We start from the raw sequence: 17,920 nt of genomic DNA on the forward strand, positions 1-17,920 counted from the left end.
CCTCCTTTCCACTATGACTGCACAAGCTGCTTCGAATCTTCAAGGCGAACGGAAACGAGCTTCGAGACGCCCGATTCCTGCATCGTGACGCCATAAAGCACATCGGCCTCTTCCATCGTCCCTTTTCGATGGGTGATGACGATAAACTGCGTTTGCCTGCTAAACTGTTTTAAATATTGCGCGTACCGCTGCACGTTCGCCTCGTCGAGCGCTGCCTCGACTTCGTCAAGAACGCAAAACGGCACCGGGCGCACTTTTAAAATGGAAAACAAAAGGGCGATCGCCGTCAGCGCCCGCTCGCCGCCAGAGAGCAAGCTTAAATGCTGCAGCTTTTTCCCCGGCGGCTGAGCGACAATGTCGACTCCGGTTTCTAGCAGGTCGCTCGGATCGGTCAGCCGCAAATCGGCGCGGCCGCCGCCAAACAGCTCGCGGAACACCTCGCCAAACTGAGCGCGGATTTGTTCGAACGTCGAGAAAAACCGTTTTTTCATTTCCTCATCCATTTCGTCAATCACTTGGTGAAGCGTCGCTTTCGCTTCTTCGAGGTCGGTTTTTTGCTCGCTTAAAAAGCGGTGCCGCTCGGAAACGCGCTCATATTCGTCGATCGCCCCTAAATTGACAGTGCCAAGCTCATCAATGGCGCGCTTGATGAGCTTCACCCGCTTGCGCGCCTCCTCGACCTCGATATGAAGCGGGTACGCGGAACGGGCCGCATCAAACGACAGCCCGTACTCTTCACGGAGGCGGGCAAGCAAGTTGTCGAGTTCCACATCCAGCCGGTTCAGCTTCACTTCCTCGTCTTTCACCGCCTCGGCGAGCTGTTTATGCTGCCGCTTCGCTTCTTTCCATTCCCGCTCCAAATGCTCGAGCCGCCCTTGGCAGTCAAGCCGCTGCTCGCGGCGGCTGGCGATCAGTTCAATCGTTTTTTGCTTGTCTTCCAGTTTTTGCTGACGCTGCGCTTCGAGTTCGTCTTCGTTCCACGCCGGTGCGTTCATTTCCGCGACCAAAGCGGCCCGCTCCTGTTCGGCTGCCCGAAGCTCGCCGTCGGTTTCCGCCAGCTCGGCTTCCAACTCCTCGGCTTTCCGGCGCGCGTGCTTCACCCGCTCCCTCGTTTCCGCCAAGGCGATTTTTTCCTCGGTGATCGCTGCCTGAAGCGCCTCTTTTGTCGTTTGTTCCGTCTGTTTTTGCGCCTGCAGCCGGCCGATGTCCCTGTCGATCGCCTGCAGCTTCTCGGCCAGCTGCTGAAGCTGCCCGTCAATGGCGTGCAGACGGTTGTTCAGCTCCGCGATTTCACGCTCATCGTTTGCTTTTTCTTCGTCATATAAGGCGAGCCGCTCATCGATTCGCTTTTTTTGCCATTCGATTTCGCGCTGTTCATCTTTTTGTGCCTGCATTGCCTGCTGCAACCCCGAGAGCTCTTGCTCGAGCGCGGCCGCCTCTGCTTCCCGTTCCGCCCGTTCGCGCTGTTTCGCCGCGATGTCGCGCTCAAGCTGCGCGATTTTTTCATCCATTTCCTGTAGTTTCACCGCAAGCGTTTCGAGCTCGCGGTTTCGGCTTAATAGGGAGGCCGCCTTTTTCGTCGCCCCGCCGCCCGTCATGGCCCCGCCCGGGCTGACGACATCGCCGTCGAGCGTCACGAGCCGGTAGCGATAATGAAGAAGCTTTGCCAGCTCGTTCGCCCCTTTTAAGTCAACCGTCACGATGACGTGGCCGAGCAAATGGGCGATCGCCGCCGCATACGCGCGCTCACACTCGACGAGCTCGCTCGCAACGCCGACAAACGCCGGGTGGCCGCTAACCGCCGCCCGCTCTCGTTCGGAAAGGAAGCGCGCCTGGATGACGTCAAGCGGCAAAAACGTCGCCCGTCCGTAGCCGTTCGCCTTCAAATAATGAATGGCTTGCCGCGCCGCCGATTCGCTGTCGACGACAATATGCTGCATCGCCCCACCGAGCGCCGTTTCGATCGCGGTTTCGTAGCGGTCCGGAACGCGGATGAGCTCAACGACCGCACCGTGAATGCCAGGCAGCCGGCCGCGCGCTTTTAATACTTCTTTCACCCCTTGAAAAAAGCCGGCGTAATCGTGCTGCATCTCTTCAAGCCATTGCTGGCGCGCCTTTGCCTGTTGCCGATATTGGCGCGCCTGATGGAGCAGCGTTTCTTTCTGTTCAAGCTCCGTGTTTTGCGCCTTAAGCGCGGCAGCGAGGACGGCTTGTTTGTCGCGCGCTTCGGCCATGGCCCGTTCGAGGCGGGATTGCTCGGCGGATAAAGCCATCCGCTTTCGCTCGAGCTGTTCGCGTTCGGCGAGATGATGGCCGTTCGCTTCCGCCAGCGACGCCTGCTTGGCGCGCAGCCTGCTGATCGCTTGCTCTACATGCATACGCTCGTTTTTCAACGCCGCCTGTTCGTGGACAAGGTCAATGTAGTCACTCTTTCGCTGTTCAATTTCTTCGTCAATATTCATCTCATACGCCGAAAGCGACGCCTGCTTCTCTTTCAACGCTTTCTCAAGCGCCGCGGCGGCTGCCTCGAGCTCGGCGAGCGCTGCCTGCTCCGAATGGAGCTGTTCCGTGAGGCGGCGCCGTTTCGCCGCTAGGGCAGCGGTCGCTTCATCGAGCTGCGCGATTCGTTTGGCGGCATGGTTTTTCCGCTCTTTCAGCACTTCTTTCCGCCCTTCCAGCTTTTCAAGCTCCTCGCTCGCTAAGAGGAGCACTTGCTGCAAGCCGTCGACGGATTCGTCAATGGCGGTGATTTGGTCGCGCAACTGCTCAATGTCCGCTTCCATTTTTTGCAACACTGCCGCCAGCGCCCCTTCATCTTGCTGGTGCTGATCAAACGCTGCCTTCAGCCCGTTCCATTGCTCATACAGCTGCTCGATGTCATGCACCATGAGCGCCACTTCAAACCGCTCGAGCTCCTCCCGTTTCTCCAAATATTCTTTGGCGGCCGACGCCTGCATCCGGAGCGGCTCAAGCTGCTGCTCAAGCTCGTGCAAAATGTCGTTCACGCGGTGCAAGTTATCTTGCGTTTCCGCCAGTTTCGTCTCCGCCTTTTTTTTGCGCAGCTTATATTTCAAGACACCGGCCGCTTCTTCAAAAATCGTGCGCCGCTCTTCCGGCTTGCTGCTTAAAATTTCTTCGACCCGGCCTTGACCGATGATCGAAAACGCCTCCTTGCCGAGCCCGGAGTCGAGAAACAGGTCGACAATATCTTTAAGACGGCACGGCTGACGGTTGATGAAAAATTCGCTTTCCCCGGAGCGATAGACGCGCCGGGTTACGCTGACTTCCTGGTACTCTAACGGCAAAAAGCCGTCCTCGTTATCAAGCGTGATCGTCACTTCGGCCACGTTGAGCGGCTTGCGCGAATCGCTGCCGGCGAAAATGACGTCTTCCATTTTCGCGCCGCGCAGCGACTTCGCGGACTGTTCCCCGAGCACCCAACGGATCGCATCCGTAATGTTGCTTTTGCCGCTTCCGTTCGGGCCGACGACTGCCGTCACGCCGGGAACGAAGTCAATCGATACGCGATCGGCGAACGATTTGAAGCCGATCACATCCAACCGTTTGAGGAACATGGTCTGGTGCCTCACCATCTTTCCGCTGTAATCCGTTATGAACATCCCCTCCCGCCGGACAGGACGGCGGACGAGAAGATTGTATCTTTTATCAATATACCATACAAAGACAGAAAAAAACGCTAATAGGAAAAATGTTCATAGAAAAAGACTGACGTCAAGCGCCAGCCTTCTATTGCCTGTCGGCGGCCCGCAACGTTTCGAGCGCCATTTGCGCCGCATGCTGCTCCGCCTCTTTTTTCGAGCGGCCGACGCCGATGCCAAGTTCTTGGCCGTTCAGCGCCACCCGGGCGACAAATTCTTTATTGTGGGCCGGTCCTTTTTCTTCCAAAATGGCGTATTCAAGCGTTCCGCTCCCGTCGCGTTGCACCAATTCCTGCAATTGGCTTTTAAAATCCATCACATGAGAAAAAGCACCTTCGTCGATCTTCGGGAACATCGTTTGGCCTAAAAAACGAATGACCGCGTCCATTCCTTGGTCCAAATAAAGAGCGCCGATAAACGCCTCGAACACATCAGCGAGCAGCGCCGGCCGCGTCCGCCCGCCGGTCAGCTCTTCGCCTTTGCCGAGCAAAACAAGCTCGCCGAACGACAAAGCGTTGGCAAATTTCACAAGCGACGGCTCGCAGACGATGGCCGCCCTTAGCTTCGTCAATTGCCCTTCGCTCATATGCGGAAACTTTTGAAATAAATATTGAGAAACGGTCAGCTCCAGCACGGCATCGCCTAAAAACTCGAGCCGCTCGTTGTCCTCATGGAGCCGCCGCCGATGCTCATTCACATACGATGAATGGGTGAACGCCTGCATCAACAGCCTTTCATTTTGGAAGGTGATGCCGATCTTCTTCTGCAGTTCTTGAAACTTCGCCCGCCTTTTTTCATAAATGCGCTCTTTATCTTTTTGTTTTGACATAAAAATGCCCTCCGACTTCGTTCCAGACAAACTGGCCGTATGCTATTTTTATTATATCCGTTCGCCGCCCCGCTACGCCAACGGGGACGGTTCGCTTTCCCCCAGGAACCGCCAGGCATTCTTAAAAAAGCAGAGAAAGCCCCGTTCGGAGCAACGGGACTTTGCAAAAAAGCGGCATTACAGATGGCTTTTTATGTAGTTCACAGCATCTCCGACTGTGACGATTTTTTCCGCTTCTTCATCGGAAATTTCCATGTTGAATTCATCTTCGAGCTCCATGACCAGTTCGACGATGTCGAGCGAGTCGGCGCCCAAATCATCTTTGAACGACGCCTCAAGCGTCACTTGTGATTCGTCAACCCCTAAGCGGTCGACAATAATTTTCGTTACACGCTCCAATACGTCTGCCATTGCGTTCACCTCCCTTCATGATTATAGTCCATTCGCCAAAAAAATACTAGAGGCGTTTGATTATGGCATCACCATGCCGCCATCGACATGAAGCGTCTGGCCGGTCATATAGCCGGCCGCGTCCGAAGCGAGAAACGCGGCGACGCGGGCGACGTCATCCGGCTCGCCGAAGCGGGCGAGCGGAATTTGCTTTAACATTTCTTCTTTCAGCTCCGCGTTGAGCGCTTCCGTCATGTCGGTCGTAATAAATCCCGGCGCGATGGCGTTGACCGTAATGTTGCGGCTGGCGAGTTCGCGCGCCGCCGTTTTCGTCAATCCGATGACGCCGGCTTTGGCGGCAACGTAATTCGCCTGCCCGGGGTTGCCGATCACGCCGACGACCGAAGCGACGTTGATGATCCGCCCATAGCGCTGTTTCATCATCGGTCGTGTAACGGCCTTCGTACAAAGAAATACCCCTTTTAAGTTCGTGTTAATCACGGCATCCCATTCTTCTTCTTTCATCCGCATCAATAAATTGTCGCGCGTAATGCCGGCGTTGTTCACCAAAATGTCGAGGCGGCCGAATTGGTCGAGCACCGTTTTTACCATGCGCTCCACATCCTCGGCGCGGGCGACATCCGCCTGCACGGCGAACGCCTCGCGGCCAAGCGAACGGATCGTTTCAACAACTTCGTTCGCCTTTGCTTCGCTGCCGGCATAGTTGACGGCAACGTTCGCCCCTTGCCGGGCGAGCTCAAGAGCGACTGCCCGGCCGATGCCGCGCGACGCTCCGGTGACGAGGGCGATTTTTCCTTCGAGCATCGTTATTCTCCTTTCAGCGCCGCAACGGTCGCTTCTAGGGAAGCAAGATCGTTTACCGCATAAACGCGGGCGTTGCGGTCGATTTTTTTCACGAGGCCGGCCAGCACTTTCCCCGGCCCAATTTCCACAAACGTGTCGACACCAAGCGCCAAAAGCGTGCGCACCGACTGCTCCCAGCGCACCGGCGAATACAGCTGCTCAATGAGCAGGCGGGCGATGTCTTCTTTCTTCGTCATCGGCTCGGCAGTCACATTGGCGACGACCGGAATGTCGGCATCCCGGATGCTCAAGCCGGCAAGGACTTGTTGCAGCTGCTCCGCCGCCGGTTTCATGAGCACGGAATGAAACGGCCCGCTCACTTCAAGCGGAATGACGCGCTTAGCGCCGCGCTCTTTTGCCAGCTGCCCCGCTTTTTCCACTCCCGCTTTCGAGCCGGAGATGACAATTTGCCCCGGGCAGTTGAAGTTGGCCGGCTCGACCGGATCACCTTGGGCAGCAATTTCGTTCGTCACCGCCTCGAGCGCCTCCGCTTCCATTCCTAACACCGCAGCCATCGTACCTTCGCCGGCCGGCACCGCTTCGTCCATCAGTTCGCCGCGGCGGCGCACCGCGTAGACGGCGTCGGCAAACGACATGGCGCCGGCGGCGACGAGCGCTGTATATTCGCCTAAACTATGGCCGGCGACATAATCAGCCTTGAAACCGGCGGCTTTGACGAGCTCCAGCAAAGCGATGCTCGCGGTCAAGAGCGCCGGCTGGGCGTTGTACGTGAGTGTCAACTCCTCTTGCGGCCCGTTGAACATGAGCGCTGAAAGCGGAAATCCGAGCCGTTCGTCGGCCGCTTCGATGACCGCTCGGGCGCGGGCGTCATGGTCGGCGGCGTCTTTCGCCATGCCGACCGTTTGTGATCCTTGGCCTGGAAATAAAAAGGCGATTTTCCCCATTCCCGTTCCTCCTTGATTTATGATGTCCGTTCCAGCTCCGCTTTGATCGTGCCGATCACGTCATTCGCCACCATTTCGCGCGCCTGGCGGACGGCGTGGAAAATGGCGTTCGCATCGGATGAGCCGTGCGCTTTAATGACCGGGGCGTTCAAGCCAAACAGCGCGGCACCGCCGTATTCAGAGTAGTCCATCATCTTTTTCAGCCCGGAAAGCTTCGGCTTGAGCACAGCGGCGGCGAGTTTGGCCGCCACGCTGCTTGTCAGCGTCTGCTTGAGCAAAGAAAAGAGCGCCATCGCCGTCCCTTCGATCGTTTTTAAAGCAACATTGCCGGAAAAGCCGTCGGCGACGACGACATCGGCCACTCCTTGCAGCAAGTCGCGCGCTTCGACGTTGCCGATGAAATGAAGGTTCGTTTCTTTCAGCAGGACAAACGCCCGCTTCATCGTTTCATTCCCTTTTTGATCTTCTGTGCCGACATTGAGCAAACCGATGCGCGGATTCGCGATGCCCCGCACTTGCTTGGCGTACACATGCCCCATCAGCGCATATTGCTGCAAGTGTTCGGGGCGGGCGTCCACGTTGGCGCCGACGTCTAAAAAGACAAACCCTTTTCCGTCCACCGTCGGCAGCGTCGGCGCGAGCGCCGGCCGGTCGATGCCGGCGATCCGTCCGACGACAAACAGCCCGGCGGCCATGAGCGCCCCGGTATTGCCGGCGGAAATGCAGGCGTCCGCGCGCCCTTCTTTCACCTCTTCGGCCATGCGCACCAGCGACGAATGTTTTTTGCGCCGCACCGCCCGCACCGGCTCATCGGTCGCTTCAATCACTTCATCGGCGTGGATGACCGAAATGCGCTCCTCACTCGGCAAGTACGGGCGAATTTTCGCTTCATCGCCAATTAAGGTAATGCGGATATCGGAAAAATGCGCGGCGGCTCTTGCCGCCCCGCGCACGATTTCTTGCGGGGCATGGTCTCCCCCCATAGCGTCAATCGCGATGTTCATTGCTGTCGCCATCCTTTTTTTCCATGTTTGAGCGATACATTTCGAACGTTCCCGAAAACACGAGCTCTTGGCCGACATAGCTGTTCACGTCAACGACCGTGCGCCCGCTCTTCGTTTTGCCGGTCACTTTCGCTTTTGCCACGACCCGCTCGCCTTCTTTCACTTGACGCACGAAGCGGATCGTCGCTTTCGCCGTCAGCGCCAATTCGTCGTGGATGACGGCAACAGCAAGCGAATTCGCCTGGGCGAACAAATGGTGGCCGCGGGCGATACGGGTGCGCCGAAAGACGTGTTCCTCTTTGACATCGAAAATCGAAATGGCGCTCGCGTCCGGCTCGATGTCAATGATGTCGCCAATCACTTCCTCAAGCGGCAGCGCCCGCACTTTATCGGCGAACGATTGGCGGGCGACGTGCTTGATGCGCTCGCGCAACTCGGGAATGGACAGCTCAAGCCGGTCGAGGCGGATCGTCTGCACGCTGACGGAAAATTTCTCCGCCAGCTCTTCGTCAGTCACAAACGGGTTTTCCCGGATCGTCTCCTGCAGCAGCCGTTGCCGTTCGCGTTTGCTTTTTCTCATCGATTTGTTACACCGTCCGATTTTATGACTAGGTACTAAAAGTAATATATAATATCAAAAAACGGAATGCAAGCGAAAAAAGTGAAAAGCGTCCACATGTTGCCGAAAACCGTTTGTCAGCAAAAATATGATTCGGACTCAACCTGCCATGCCGATGAAAAGCCATCGGTTCCTTCCAGCGATGATGTGTGATCGCCCAAAAATCAAGTTTTTACAGAAATCCATTCATCCAACCTTTAGAAGGCCGGTGAATTAATGGGGCATAGACTTCCCACATGTCGAATTTTGGAGGCCATTCTCCCCGCCGTTTGGCGCCAAAGGATGGGAAGACGAGCAGGACTTCCTGCTCCCAATTCCGGTTTTGCGCACGCCAAAGAGCCGGTCCCCCCTCGTTTTTTTCGAAACCGGCACAATCGCTTCAGATTTTGCACGACGGCGGTCAACAGCGCCTGTTCTTCCATGGCGTAAAGGCCCCGGCTTCGGGCCCGGTCCAGCCCGTGACATTCCTTCCCTTCGGCGAACACATGCTCACAACGCGTGCGAAGGGCTTGAATGGATCGATAGCCGCCCTGTTGCTGAATGAGCCTCGCTTGATTGCGAATCTGAACGTCTCGGACTTTCGCCTGACGCTTTGCTTCCTGAGCGGGATCCTTCGCCCGGCGCTTCCAGGTTGGAATCTCCTCCATCTCCTTGCGGCGCAGCGACACGAGCGGTGTGATGCCTTGAACGAAGAGCGCTTCCAGATACTCGGTGGTGCCATACGCTTTGTCCGCAGACAAGGTCCGAATCGTAATCGACGGGTGGCGAAACTGAATCGAAGCCAGCTGCTCCAAACTCGTCTCCCGTTCCGCCGTTCCAGTGGCGAGGCTGGCCCGTCTGGATAAAATCACGCGCGACTGGACATCGATGACGTCGTGCACCAGATACCGAGGATACGCTTCCTGCCCTTTGCCTTTCTTGTACAACCGGGCATCCGGATCCGTCACGCTTCGATGGGTCCGGTTGGAAAACGTGGCTCCACGGAAGTTTCCCCGTTCTTCGGCATGGACGCGTTCCCCTGATTTTGGAGACGGAGAGGGTGGGTCGTCATCCGGATCCCGGGCCTCGGTCTGTTCATCTTCCCGGGCAGTGCGGGCCAGATAGTCTTCCAACGTCTCCACCGGAGCGAGCTTGACCTCCCGCAAGCTGTGGATCGAGGCATTCGCCCGCACTTGGGTGCCGTCAGCCGCCGCATGGACATCCGGCGAGACCAACCCCGCCGCGATGCATTGATCCACCACATAGGTCATCAGCCGGTCAAAGATTCCATGTTGGCGCCAGCGTTTCCGTGTTTTGACGAGCGTCGTTCGATCCGGCAGTGTGGGGTGATGAGGATCCGGATGGAGCACGGATTCAAAGTCGAGACCGCAAAACCACAAGTATCCGGCATGCATGGGGAGGATCTCATACAACTCCCGCTCAGAGTGGTCGAACAAATACGAGAGCAGCATTAGGCGAAGCAGCCGTTCCGGATCCGCCGCCGGGCGACCCGTTTTTTCCGTGTACAGGGGAGCCACCCAATCGTGAATGACGGAAAAGTCAACCGCTTCGTTGATTTGGCGCAAGATATGATGTGGAGGAACGAGTTCTTCCATGTCGATGACTTGAAACAGACGAGGCTGAGTCGAAGGGTTTTTGGGGGCTTTCATGATCCGCTCACGCTCCATTCCAACGATTTTTCTTCCTTTTTCGACATAAGCCCCCTAAATCCCTGCCTCAGGGTGTACTTTTTTCACCGGCCTTTTAGGCCCTGAAAGAAAACAGCCGTGAACTACCCCCACTTAATTTTCTAGCGAAAATTTGAAGTGGGGGCTTCCAAAGAAGTTTGACTGCTTCAAGCAATCCTTATTCTTTGAGGCGTGTCCACTTCGCCGCTAGAGCATAAGACACTCAGGTCTACAGCTTTACTTTTCTTTAAGATGTTTAATGCGCCATTGACATCAGCATTAATTAGTTTGCCAGACTTTGTTCGATACAAGCCGCGCTTAATACGTTTGCCGCTGAACTTATATTCTTTTGGATTGTCGGCATTATATTCAGGAATCTCATCGCCGTCAAAAAAGCTGGCTTGAGACGTATATGATTCTTCCTGTTTCAAGAATTCAATGCCGTAAAATTCACAAAGATATTCTAATTTTTCTTTTATGTTACCGAGAGGAATATTGACAAAGTTTTGATTTGTCTTTTTTCCTAGATTAATATTGCGTTGTAATGTTTCCGCATAGCCAATGACAAGTTTGCCAATTTGATTTTCAATACAGTAGTTAATGATGTAACGGCAAGTCTTGTTGATATAATCATTCACTTTATTATTGCGATTCATAGCAAGCAAAGCCTGTTTACGAGTGGTGCCTTTGATTTTTTGCTTATCTTTTATGCTTTGAAGTCTGGCATTTTCTTTGTTAAACCATTGATTTATACTTTTTAATCTCCGCCCATCAATGATGAATGATCTGCCGTCTGATGTGACACAAGTGGCAAGATTGTTTAATCCTAAATCAATGGCCAGTGCTTTTTGGTCATTTAATTCTCTTTGATCTTCAGGCATTTCATATTTGTACTGAATCTCAAAGAACCTGGCATGATGCTTAGGAATGATTTCAATCTGCTTAATCTTTTTGTCCAGCAACACAGGCGGAATCGTTATCGTGATAGGCTTGTGAGTCTTTTTAAATAGGCGAGAATACGGTATCGTGAATTTGTTGCCGTCTATACGAATCTGGCCAATGATCAGTGAATGAAAGCCATCTTTTTTAAGATATTTTGGAATACTGATAGCCTTGTGGTCATATTTTCCTTGTTTGGCAAGACTGATCAAACCAAAGAAAGATTTAAAGGCTTCATTGACCTTTTTTAAAATTTGCTGTGCCATGTTGCTGTTTAACAGCTTATAGTTTTCGTTAGTTTTTGCAAGATGATCGTTTTTCTCATAATTAAGAAATTCCTTGTGTTCAAAATAGTATTGTCTGACATTGTACAATCCGACGTTGTACATGTTCTTGGCAATATGGCACAGTTCTCGAAGAGTCAAGTATTCTTCTTTGGTCAAACCATTTAGCTGTTGTTTGATACAAAAATACATGTTTTCACCTCCCATCTAACTATATGATACTATATTTTACTGAATCTATCCTATTTTCAGCAAAATATAGTTAAGGCGATTCATCTCCCACTTACTCCGCTTCGCTTCGTTGAAGTGGGAGTCTTCTCGCCTAATTAAGATAAAAAACAGCGGGGCGCGCATGCGCGCCGGCCGCTTCGCTCGCCTATTAATCTAACTTTTCCCCGTCGAGCACGCCGGACGCTTCCAGCTCGGCGCGCAACCCGGCGTACATCTCGTCGCGCCAAAACGCGGCGGATGAAACGAGCTTGGCCGCATCGCGGCGAGCGACTTCTAAAATGCGGTAATCATGCACTGGGTCGCCGAACCGGAATTCCGGAAGCCCGCTTTGCTTCGTGCCGAAAAAATCGCCCGGTCCGCGCAGCTCTAGGTCTTTTTCCGCAAGCACGAACCCGTCCGCCGTTTCCGTCATAATATGCATTCGTTCTTTGCCGATTTCCGACTTCGGGTCAGCGATTAAAATGCAGTACGACTGGGCGTCGCCGCGTCCGACCCGGCCGCGCAACTGGTGAAGCTGGGCAAGCCCGAACCGCTCGGCATCATAAATGACCATCACCGTGGCGTTCGGCACGTTCACCCCGACTTCGACGACCGTCGTTGAAACAAGGATGTGAATGCGGTTTTCGCTGAACGCCCGCATGACCGCTTCTTTTTCATCGGCCGACAGCCGGCCGTGCATGAGACCGACTTCGTATTTCCCGCGATAGTAGTGGACGAGCTGGCTATGGACATCAATGGCGTTTTGCACATCCAATTTTTCCGACTCTTCAATGAGCGGGCAAATGACGTACGCTTGATGGCCGCGGCGCAGTTCGTTTTCCATAAAATCGAGCACGCGGGCAAACTGATTATGCTTCACCCAATATGTCTCCACTTTTTTCCGTCCGGCTGGCATTTCATCAAGCACCGAGACATCCATATCGCCAAACGCTGTGATAGCGAGCGTCCGCGGAATTGGCGTCGCCGTCATCATCAACACATCCGGTGCGTGCCCTTTCTCGCGCAGGATGCGGCGCTGCTCGACGCCGAACCGGTGCTGTTCATCGGTGATGACGAGACCGAGCCGGCGGAACTGCACCCCTTCTTGAATTAAGGCGTGCGTGCCGATGACAATATCCACCATCCCGTTCTCTAACTCCGCAAGCAACTCTTTGCGCCGTTTTCCTTTCACCGAGCTTGTGAGGAGCGCGGCGGTCACGCCCGTATGAGCAAGCAGTGCAGCGAGCGAGCGGGCGTGCTGTTCAGCTAAAATTTCCGTCGGCACCATCAACGCTCCTTGGAACCCGGACAGCACGGCGGCATAAAGCGCAACCGCGGCGACGACCGTCTTGCCAGAGCCGACGTCGCCTTGCAAGAGCCGGTTCATTTGCCTTGGCGCCCGCATGTCGGCCAAAATTTCTCCGATGACGCGCCGCTGGGCGTTCGTTAATGAAAACGGCAACCCGGAAACAAACGAGGCGACCTGCTCTTCCGAAAACGAATGGATGATGCCGCGCCGTTCGTCGCGCATAATCTTCCTTAATGCCTGCATTTTCAATTGATAAAGCAAAAACTCTTCATAGACGAGCCGGCGCCGCGCCTGATGCAGCTCTTCGCGCGAACGCGGAAAATGAAGGGCCCGAACCGCCTCTTGTTTGTCAACGAGGCGGTAGGCCCGGCGCAAGGCGGTCGGCAGCAAGTCAGGAATATGCGCGCCGAACTGGGCGAACGCTGACTTGATCAGCCGGCGCATCGATTTGACCGTCAGCGGGCTGCGCACCGAATAGACCGGCTCAATGCCGGCCGCCTCCGGAGCCGCCCCGAACCGGAGCTCATATGCGTTGATCGTCTGCCGATGCCGATCCCATTTGCCGATGACCGTCACTGTTTCGTTTAAAGCGATTTTTTCCTTCAAATACGGGCGGTTAAAGCAAACGACGGTGACCAAATAGCGGCCGGCCAACAGCCGAAAGGAAAGGCGCGACTTTTTTTTTCCGTAATACGTCAAAAGCGGAGCGCTATGCACTTTCCCTTCCACCGTCACCTTTTCTTCATGACGGACGGCGGCCAAATCTTTTTGTTCGTAATCATCGTATCGGTACGGCGCGTAGCTAAGCAGCTCGCCGACCGTCGCGATGCCGAGGTCGGCGAGCGCGGCCGCCGTTTCTTCGCCGATGCCTTTGACCGCTGTCACCGGTTGTTGCATCATTTCATTCACTTTGTTGCCGCAGCAGCGCCGAAAATGCGGGCCGCAATGGCGCGGCCTGTCGGCGTGGCGGCCAGCCCCCCTTGCGCAGTTTCTTTGAGCGCTACCGGCATGGCCGCACCGATGCGATACATCGCTTCGATCACTTCGTCGCATGGAATGCGGCTTTTGATGCCGGCTAGCGCCATATCGGCGGCAATCATGGCGTTGGCCGCCCCCATGGCGTTCCGCTTCACACATGGCACTTCAACAAGGCCAGCGACAGGATCACAAACCAATCCAAGCATATTTTTTAACGCGATCGCCATCGCTTCCGCCGCTTGGCTTGGCGTCCCACCAGCCAGCTCGACAAGCGCGGCGGCAGCCATGCCGGCCGCTGAGCCGACCTCGGCCTGGCAGCCGCCGGCAGCGCCGGAAATGGACGCGTTATTGGCGACGACATACCCAAACGCTCCGGCCGTAAACAAAAATTCGATCATTTCCTTTCTTGACGGCTGCAATTTTTCTTTTACCGCAAACAGCGTCCCCGGGACGACGCCGGCCGAGCCCGCTGTCGGTGTAGCGCAAATGACGCCCATTGCCGCGTTCACTTCGTTTGTCGCCATCGCTTTGCTGACGGCATCCAAAATCGTTTCCCCTGACAAAAACCGGCCCGCCTCAATATAGCGTTGCATCCGCATCGCATCGCCGCCGGTCAACCCGGAGCGGGACACGACCCCTTGCAGCCCTCTCTCGACCGCCCGCTCCATCACCTCAAGATGCCGATCCATTTGCGCGACAATCTCTTCCCGGCTGCGCCCGCTCACCTCTACTTCTTGGCGGATCATCACTTCAGCAATTTTGATTTGCTCTTTTTCGGCTAGCTCGACAAGCTCAGCGACATTGCGAAACATTCGTTATCCCATCCTTTCCTAGCAAAGCCACGCTGTTGTTTAACCTTGCTCCCACTCGCAACCGCTTTCTTGATTAGTCGACAAGCTTTGTGACTTGAATGATGTTCGGCAGCTGTTCCAATTCCTGAATAAGGTCATCTGTCAGCGGCTGATCGACCTCGATCGTCATCAACGCCTCTTTCCCCTTTTCCTTGCGCGACACTTCCATATGGCCGATGTTAATCGCATGCCTCGCCAACGCGCTGGCCACTGCCCCAATCGTCCCGTAGCGGTCATTATGCATGATTAATAGCGCCGGATGGTGGCCGGACAACTTCAAGTCAAAGCCGTTCAACTCGACGATTTCGATTTTCCCCCCGCCGATGGAAACACCGACAAGCTCGAGTTTTCCCCTGTCATCGCCAATCCGCAGACGCGCCGTATTCGGATGATGCGGAATCGCCTCCTCGGTGAAAAAGGATACATCGAGCCCTTCGATGCGGGCGATCTCAAGCGCGTTCGGCAGGCGGTCATCAAACGTGTCAAAACCGAGCAGCCCGGCGACGATGGCGACATCGGTGCCGTGACCGCGGTACGTTTCAGCAAACGAGCCGTAAAACGAAATGCGCGCCCACGCCGGTTTTCTGCCGAACAGCTTGCGCGCGACAAGGCCGATGCGCGCCGCCCCCGCCGTATGCGAGCTCGAAGGCCCCACCATCACCGGACCGATAATATCAAAGACGCTTTTGTATTTCATCGCTGCGACCCCCGTTCGTGTAGAAAAATATAGAAGGGAATTCTCCCTTCTATTATCTTACCATATTACTCAACAGAAATGACAAACGGGTATAGCGGCTGTTGGCCGTTATGCACTTCGACTTCCACTTCGTCATGTTCCTTTTCAAGATAGGCAACGATCGTTTCCACTTCCACTTCGGTCGCATCTTCACCGTATAGGATGGTGACGATTTCGCTTTCCTCGTCGATCAGCGCGTCAAGCAGCTGCTTCGTGACCGCGATCTTGTCCTTGTCGGCGACGATAATGCGGTCGTCAAACAGTCCCATGTAATCGCCTTTTTGAATCTCGATGCCATCGATCGTTGTATCGCGCACGGAAACCGTCACTTGCCCTGTTTTCACCTTTGAAAGCGCCGCCATCATCGCCCGTTCATTTTGCTCAGCCGATTGCGCCGGACTGAAGGCTAAAAGCGCCGCCATACCTTGCGGAACGGTTTTCGACGGGATGACAATCACGCGCCGTTCCGAAAGTTCCGCCGCCTGCTTGGCCGCCATCACAACGTTTTTGTTGTTCGGCAACACAAACACCGTTTCCGCGTTGGCGCGGCGGATGGCGTCGGCGATTTCTTCCGTGCTTGGATTCATCGTCTGCCCGCCTTCAATGACCGCGTGCGCACCGAGGCCTCGAAACAGTTCGGCCACGCCGGCGCCCATCGCCACCGTGACGATGCCGTATGGCTTCGCTTCCTCCGCAGCGGCGCGGGACGGCGTTTCCGCCTCTTTGCCGACGATGCGGGCATGCTGCTCGCGCATGTTTTCAATTTTAATGTTGATTAAGCTTCCATAGCGCTGGCCGTAAGTCAATACGTCACCCGGCGTTTCCGAATGAATGTGCACTTTGACAAGCTCGTCGTCAGCGACCACAAGCAGCGAGTCGCCAAACTGGCTCAGCTCGCGGCGAAACGTTTCTTCGGAAAACGGATGCCGCGCCAGCTTGTCCGCCTCAAAGCGAACCATAAATTCCGTGCAATAGCCAAATTCGATGTCATCGGTGTGAATATGGCTTTGCGCGCTTTGATGGTGCGCCATTTTCACCAAATCGTCCATCGACACTTCGGCGCGCGCCGTTGAGATCGTCTCCCCTTTCAAGGCGGCGAGAAACCCTTCGTACACATATACGAGCCCTTGGCCGCCACTGTCGACAACCCCGACTTCCTTTAGGACGGGCAGCAGCTCCGGCGTGCGCTGCAATGCTGCCTTGGCCTCGATAAGCGCCGCTTCCATCACCGCGGCGACGTCGCGCTCTTTTTTCGCCACTTCAATCGCTTTGCGCGCCGCTTCTTTGGCAACGGTGAGAATCGTCCCTTCGACCGGCTTCATGACCGCCTTGTAAGCCGTATCGACCCCCGCTTGCAAAGCAGCGGCAAATTCGAAGCCGTCCACTTGTTGTTTGCCTTCGACCGCCTTGGCAAACCCGCGGAACAGCTGCGACAAAATGACGCCGGAATTGCCGCGCGCCCCCATCAACAATCCTTTCGCCAGCGCCGCGGCGACGTTGCCGATATGGTCGGAGACGTTCGCCTTCACTTCTTTCGCCCCGGACGTCATCGACAAGTTCATGTTTGTTCCCGTATCACCATCTGGAACCGGAAAGACGTTCAGCGCATCGACCGCTTTGGCGTTGTCCGCTAAGTGGGCAGCCCCTTGCTGCACCATATCGGCAAACCGTCTTCCGTCAAGCGTCCTCATTGTCACCGACTAATTCCTCCTTACTACGGATTCGTCACCCGAACCCCTTGAACGTAAATGTTGATCGACTGAACCGCCAACCCGAGCGTTTGGTCGAGCGTATACTTCACTTTTGACTGCACGTTATGGGCGACTTCGGAAATTTTCGTCCCGTAGCTGACGATGATGTACATATCGATATGTACTTCGCCGTTTTCCTCCCGGACGATGACCCCTTTGGAGAAGTTTTCGCGGCGCAAAATTTCCGACAACCCGTCGCGAATTTGGTTTTTGGACGCCATCCCAACAATGCCGTAGCAATCGACGGCTGCTCCCCCCGCAATCATGGCAATGACTTCATTGGCGATTTCAATGCGCCCGTATTTTGTTTGCCATTCGATCGACATGCTCGTTCCCCCTTTTTCGTATCATCGCACAGCTACCTTTATTGTACTATAATGCTTACCGTTTTCAAAGCGCTCCGGCCGCCCACTAGTATTATTTAGCCGAAAACGTGAATAGATGTCAAGGCCATTTTCTTGAAAGGGAAAAGGCGTGTCTATTGCAATCCCTTCGGTTGTATGATAAATTATAATAGTGTTTTTAGAGGGATGTTAAAGCAAGGAGGGAAAACAAATGGCGAAATGCTTTGTCACCGGCAAGAAAAAATCGTTCGGCAACACGCGTTCACACGCTATGAATGCCAACCGCCGCACGTGGAAAGCCAACTTGCAGAAAGTGCGCATTTTAGTCGACGGCAAACCGAAACGCGTCTGGGTTTCGGCGCGGGCACTGAAATCCGGGAAAATTAAGCGCGTCTAACCATTCAACAAAAAAAGCACCAAAAATGGTGCTTTTTTCTTATCCTTTTTTGAATGCGTTCAACATCGCCCGCACAATCCCGCCTAAAAACTTCGGCAGCTTAATGGTATAAAACTTCATCCCGATTCCCTCCTCACACCCATCGTAACGAGCTTCCCGCCATTTCCTTATCCAGTATATTCCC

16 protein-coding genes are annotated in these 17,920 nt (G+C 54.8%); 1 reads left to right on the forward strand and 15 read right to left on the reverse strand.

Annotated elements, in window-relative coordinates; all coding sequences use genetic code 11:
• Positions 1-11: 11 nt before the first annotated feature.
• The 14 genes from smc to GS3922_RS10620 form a co-directional block, all read right to left on the reverse strand.
• On the reverse strand, positions 12-3,575 hold the full coding sequence (gene smc, locus GS3922_RS10555; RefSeq protein WP_063166323.1) for a chromosome segregation protein SMC: 3,564 nt from the start codon (positions 3,573-3,575) through the stop codon (positions 12-14).
• A gap of 172 nt (positions 3,576-3,747) precedes the next feature.
• Complete coding sequence (rnc, locus tag GS3922_RS10560; RefSeq protein ID WP_063166324.1) at positions 3,748-4,488, reverse strand: ribonuclease III; 741 nt, start codon at positions 4,486-4,488, stop codon at positions 3,748-3,750.
• 177 nt (positions 4,489-4,665) lie between these two features.
• The gene (locus GS3922_RS10565; protein ID WP_020959317.1) at positions 4,666-4,899 is read right to left on the reverse strand and encodes an acyl carrier protein; all 234 of its coding nucleotides are present in this window, start codon (positions 4,897-4,899) and stop codon (positions 4,666-4,668) included.
• A gap of 60 nt (positions 4,900-4,959) precedes the next feature.
• Complete coding sequence (gene fabG, locus GS3922_RS10570; protein ID WP_063166325.1) at positions 4,960-5,703, reverse strand: 3-oxoacyl-[acyl-carrier-protein] reductase; 744 nt, start codon at positions 5,701-5,703, stop codon at positions 4,960-4,962.
• Positions 5,704-5,705: 2 nt separating this feature from the next.
• The gene (gene fabD / locus GS3922_RS10575; RefSeq protein ID WP_063166326.1) at positions 5,706-6,647 is read right to left on the reverse strand and encodes an ACP S-malonyltransferase; all 942 of its coding nucleotides are present in this window, start codon (positions 6,645-6,647) and stop codon (positions 5,706-5,708) included.
• Positions 6,648-6,664: 17 nt separating this feature from the next.
• Positions 6,665-7,651, reverse strand: a complete 987-nt coding sequence (gene plsX / locus GS3922_RS10580; protein ID WP_063166327.1) for a phosphate acyltransferase PlsX — start codon at positions 7,649-7,651, stop codon at positions 6,665-6,667.
• Positions 7,635-8,231 carry a transcription factor FapR gene (gene fapR / locus GS3922_RS10585; protein ID WP_063166328.1) on the reverse strand — a complete coding sequence of 199 codons (597 nt, stop codon included), beginning with the start codon at positions 8,229-8,231 and terminating at the stop codon, positions 7,635-7,637. Before fapR ends, plsX begins: the two co-directional genes overlap by 17 nt.
• A gap of 236 nt (positions 8,232-8,467) precedes the next feature.
• Complete coding sequence (locus GS3922_RS10590; RefSeq protein ID WP_082816556.1) at positions 8,468-9,937, reverse strand: IS5-like element ISGka1 family transposase; 1,470 nt, start codon at positions 9,935-9,937, stop codon at positions 8,468-8,470.
• A 167-nt stretch (positions 9,938-10,104) separates the two neighbouring features.
• The gene (locus GS3922_RS10595) at positions 10,105-11,352 is read right to left on the reverse strand and encodes an RNA-guided endonuclease InsQ/TnpB family protein (RefSeq protein ID WP_063166329.1); all 1,248 of its coding nucleotides are present in this window, start codon (positions 11,350-11,352) and stop codon (positions 10,105-10,107) included.
• Positions 11,353-11,539: 187 nt separating this feature from the next.
• The gene (recG, locus tag GS3922_RS10600) at positions 11,540-13,588 is read right to left on the reverse strand and encodes an ATP-dependent DNA helicase RecG (RefSeq protein ID WP_063166330.1); all 2,049 of its coding nucleotides are present in this window, start codon (positions 13,586-13,588) and stop codon (positions 11,540-11,542) included.
• Complete coding sequence (sdaAA, locus tag GS3922_RS10605; RefSeq protein WP_063166331.1) at positions 13,585-14,469, reverse strand: L-serine ammonia-lyase, iron-sulfur-dependent, subunit alpha; 885 nt, start codon at positions 14,467-14,469, stop codon at positions 13,585-13,587. The genes recG and sdaAA overlap by 4 nt, the downstream gene beginning before the upstream one ends.
• Positions 14,470-14,542: 73 nt before the next feature.
• Positions 14,543-15,205 carry an L-serine ammonia-lyase, iron-sulfur-dependent subunit beta gene (gene sdaAB, locus GS3922_RS10610; protein ID WP_063166332.1) on the reverse strand — a complete coding sequence of 221 codons (663 nt, stop codon included), beginning with the start codon at positions 15,203-15,205 and terminating at the stop codon, positions 14,543-14,545.
• Positions 15,206-15,270: 65 nt separating this feature from the next.
• Entirely contained in the window at positions 15,271-16,941 is a 1,671-nt protein-coding gene (locus GS3922_RS10615; RefSeq protein ID WP_063166333.1) for a DAK2 domain-containing protein, read from the reverse strand.
• Between the two features lie 17 nt (positions 16,942-16,958).
• Positions 16,959-17,321: an Asp23/Gls24 family envelope stress response protein gene (locus GS3922_RS10620; RefSeq protein WP_063166334.1), complete on the reverse strand. Its 363-nt coding sequence runs from the start codon at positions 17,319-17,321 to the stop codon at positions 16,959-16,961.
• Between the two features lie 229 nt (positions 17,322-17,550).
• Here GS3922_RS10620 and rpmB point away from each other — a divergent pair, with 229 nt between their 5' ends.
• Positions 17,551-17,736 (forward strand): 50S ribosomal protein L28, encoded by a 186-nt coding sequence (gene rpmB, locus GS3922_RS10625; RefSeq protein ID WP_008878630.1) that lies wholly within the window; start codon positions 17,551-17,553, stop codon positions 17,734-17,736.
• Between the two features lie 39 nt (positions 17,737-17,775).
• Here rpmB and spoVM read toward each other — a convergent pair whose 3' ends face one another.
• Positions 17,776-17,856 carry a stage V sporulation protein SpoVM gene (spoVM, locus tag GS3922_RS10630; protein WP_017437127.1) on the reverse strand — a complete coding sequence of 27 codons (81 nt, stop codon included), beginning with the start codon at positions 17,854-17,856 and terminating at the stop codon, positions 17,776-17,778.
• Positions 17,857-17,920: the final 64 nt, after the last annotated feature.

Origin of the sequence: Geobacillus subterraneus (assembly GCF_001618685.1) — a bacterium.
Classification (GTDB): domain Bacteria; phylum Bacillota; class Bacilli; order Bacillales; family Anoxybacillaceae; genus Geobacillus; species Geobacillus subterraneus.